This is a genomic window from Cellulomonas septica (assembly GCF_012396155.1).
Classification (GTDB): Bacteria; Actinomycetota; Actinomycetes; order Actinomycetales; family Cellulomonadaceae; genus Cellulomonas; species Cellulomonas septica.
The window spans coordinates 1-3,035 of the sequence record NZ_JAAXOY010000435.1 but is presented as its reverse complement, the minus strand read 5'-3'; the positions used below and the strand labels follow the sequence as shown (position 1 = coordinate 3,035).

The following is a 3,035-nucleotide window of genomic DNA, read 5'->3' as shown; positions in this document are numbered from 1 at the left end:
GCCACGACACCGACACCCGGGTGCGACGCGCGCGTCCCGGGGTCGGCGACGGGCGGGACTCCACGGTCCCGCTGCCACGGCCAGCGCACGTCAGCGCTCCTCGCTCATGCGGCGGTTGATCGCCGCGATCTCCTGGACGTAGGCGAGCCGCTGCGGGTGCTCGAGGTCGAGGATCTCGTCGTGGGACCAGTGGAAGTGGTAGGCGACGTACGCGACCTCCTCCCGGATGCGGGCCGGCGCGTACGTCACGATTCCCCCAGGCGCCCACCGGAGATGTCGACGTCGAAGCGGTGCTGGCACGACGGGCACGTGACGGCGGCGCGTGTGTGCCCCTCGGCGTTGATGCGCCGGTACAGGTCCTGCAGGAACGCCACGTCGGACGCGAACATGTTCTCGACGACGCTCTGCGTGACCGCGCCGAGGGTGCCGAGCGACGTGATGACGCGGCTCAGCAGCACGACCGTCGTGTAGGCCGGGTTCTCCTGCACGCGCGCGTCGTACAGGGGCAGCAGCTCGTCGCGGGCCGTCGCGAGCCGCATGGTGCCGTGCCGGTGCAGCACGCCGTCGCCGTCCAGGTACCCGCGCGGGAGCTGGAAGTCGAACTCGGTGCGCAGCGCGTCCCGCCGGACGGCCGAGGCCGACGGTGTGCCGGCGGGCACCTCGTCGACCTCGGGCGCGTCCAGCTGGACGGGCAGGGAGCGTCGCATCAGGCGAACTCCATCTCGTCCCAGCAGACCGTGAACGTCTCGGACAGCGGCTCGGTGGACCCGGCCTTGAGGGTGCCGCCGAGCTCGACGTCCTTGACCCACACGTTGCGGAAGTTCATCCGCTTGAGCAGCTGGTTGTCGGACGTGTAGATCGCGACCTCGGCCGTCTTGCGGGCGTCGGCGAGCTTGCCCTCGAAGACCGCCTTGAGCCAGTCCGTGACGGTCGTCGAGTCGGTGAGGCCGCGCTTGACCTTGAACTCGCCGGCCTTCTGGCGGCCCATCATCTGGCGCGTGACGAACTTCCCGTCGGACGCCTGCTGCTGGTAGGTGACCTTGTCGACCTCGGCCTTGAGCCCGCTGACCTCCATGACGTGCGGGATCTGGATGCCGTCGATCTTCACCGAGAACGAGTACGCGGTGGCGAGGTCGAAGGTGTCGGGGAGTGCCATGTTTCACCGTTCCTGTGGTCGTCGGGACCGGTCACTCGCCGACGAGGCTCGTGCCGCCGGAGAACTGGGAGAGCTGGAAGATCACGAACTCGGCGGGCTTGACCGGCGCGACCCCGATGCGGCAGACGACCTGGCCCGCGTCGATCCCCTCGGCGGGGTTCGTCTCCCGGTCGCACTGGACGAAGAACGCCTCCTCGGGGCTGAGCCCGAACAGGGCGCCCTTGCGCCACTCGTTGACGAGGAACGCGGAGATGGTCCGGCGGATGCGGGCCCACAGCGCGTCGTCGTTCGGCTCGAACACCACCCACTGGGTGCCGATGAGGATCGACTCCTCGAGGTAGTTGAAGAGCCGCCGCACGTTGACGTACCGCCAGGCCGGGTCGGACGACAGGGTCCGGGCGCCCCAGACGCGCACCCCGCGGCCGGGGAACGTGCGGATCGCGTTGATCCCCACCGGGTTGAGCAGGTTGTGCTCGGCGCGCGTGATCTGCGTCTGCAGCGTGATCGCGCCACGGACGACCTCGTTCGCGGGCGCCTTGTGCACGCCGCGCGTGTCGTCGTTGCGCGCCCAGATGCCGGCCATGTGGCCCGACGGCGGCACGAACTTGTTCGAGCCGGACGCGGGGTCGAACACCTTGATGTACGGCCAGTACAGCGTCGCGTACTTGGAGTCGTAGCCCGCGGTGTCGACGCGCCAGTCCTTGATCGCCTGCGGCCCGAGCCCGGGCGGCGGGTCGAGGATCGCCATGCGGTCGCCCATGAGCTCGCAGTGCGCGATCACGGCGAGCTGCACGGCCTGGAACGTCTCCAGGTCGATCGCGCCCTGCTCGAGCGCGGCCACGAGGTCGGGGACGGCGACGATCGTGATCTCGTCGATCGCCTCCAGGCCCGAGAACCCGGTGCGGTCGGCCGCGTCGCCGATGTAGTCGTCGGCGCCCAGGTCGCCCGTGGCGGGCGGCTCGGGCTCCGGCTCGGGCTCGACGAGGTCGGCGATCCCCTTGTCCGGCTTCGCGAGCGCGCTGCCGCTCGCGAGCTCCTCGATCGTCACGAGCTTCGACTGCGCGTTCACCTTGGTCGCGACGTTGTCGTCGCCGCGCTTGGTGGTGACGTGGTCGTACGTCTCGGTGGCCTTGCCGTCGACGTGGATGACCAGCTTGAAGTGGTCGTCCGGCGGGTTGTCGCCGCCCGGCTCGGCCACCTCGACGCTCAGCTTCTTCGTCTTCGGCGCCTTGTCCGACGCCGACACCTTGTACGCGCCCAGCACCGCCTGCGGGACCGCGGGCAGCGCCTTCGGCGAGGTGCGGGTGCGCGGCTGCGCCTCGGGGTCGTCGGCGGCGGCACCGTCGGCGCCGATCCGGACGACGTAGGCGTTCGAGCCGCCGTTGAGGAAGTACCCGTACACGGAGTGCGCGAGGTACGAGTTCGGCAGGAAGTCGCCGAAGGTCTCGGCGTACTGCGTCCAGTTCGAGACGAGCGTCGGCGTGTTGAACGGACCCTTCGCCGCCAGGCCGACGAACGCGGCGACGGACGTCCCGACCCCCTCGATGGGCCGGGTGCCCGCCTCCACCTCCTCGACGTAGACGCCGGGTGACAGGTAGGTCGGCATGTCCCCTCCTTCGGGCACAGGGAGTCGTACTGGTCAGCGTGCTGCGGGCGGTCGGGAGGGCGGTGGTCCGCCCGGACGCCCCTGAGGGCCGGTGTGGTTGCCCGATCGGGCGTCGGCGCGAGCCGGACGTCCGTGCGGGCTCAGCCCTCCTCCATCTCCTCCTCGGCGGCCTCCTCGCGCTGGACGAACGAGCCCTGGACCTGCTCCTCCTCCGCCGGCTCCTCCTCGTCCTGACGCTGCGCCACGACGGTGGCGTCGGCGGCGCGGGCGGCG

At 70.7% G+C, this 3,035-nt stretch carries 4 protein-coding genes; all 4 read right to left on the bottom strand.

Features of this window, described 5'->3' with window-relative positions:
- Positions 1-90: 90 nt before the first annotated feature.
- From HGA02_RS14555 to HGA02_RS14540, 4 genes are read right to left on the bottom strand one after another with little or no spacing between them, the layout of a single operon-like run.
- Positions 91-249, bottom strand: a complete 159-nt coding sequence (locus tag HGA02_RS14555; protein WP_013769342.1) for a DUF6760 family protein — start codon at positions 247-249, stop codon at positions 91-93.
- Positions 246-707, bottom strand: a complete 462-nt coding sequence (locus HGA02_RS14550; RefSeq protein WP_168679700.1) for a hypothetical protein — start codon at positions 705-707, stop codon at positions 246-248. Before HGA02_RS14550 ends, HGA02_RS14555 begins: the two co-directional genes overlap by 4 nt.
- A complete protein-coding gene (locus tag HGA02_RS14545; RefSeq protein WP_124343995.1) occupies positions 707-1,156 on the bottom strand; it encodes a phage tail protein in 450 nt (149 codons plus the stop codon). The genes HGA02_RS14550 and HGA02_RS14545 overlap by 1 nt, the downstream gene beginning before the upstream one ends.
- Positions 1,157-1,187: 31 nt before the next feature.
- A complete protein-coding gene (locus HGA02_RS14540) occupies positions 1,188-2,762 on the bottom strand; it encodes a phage tail sheath family protein (protein ID WP_124343996.1) in 1,575 nt (524 codons plus the stop codon).
- Positions 2,763-3,035: the final 273 nt, after the last annotated feature.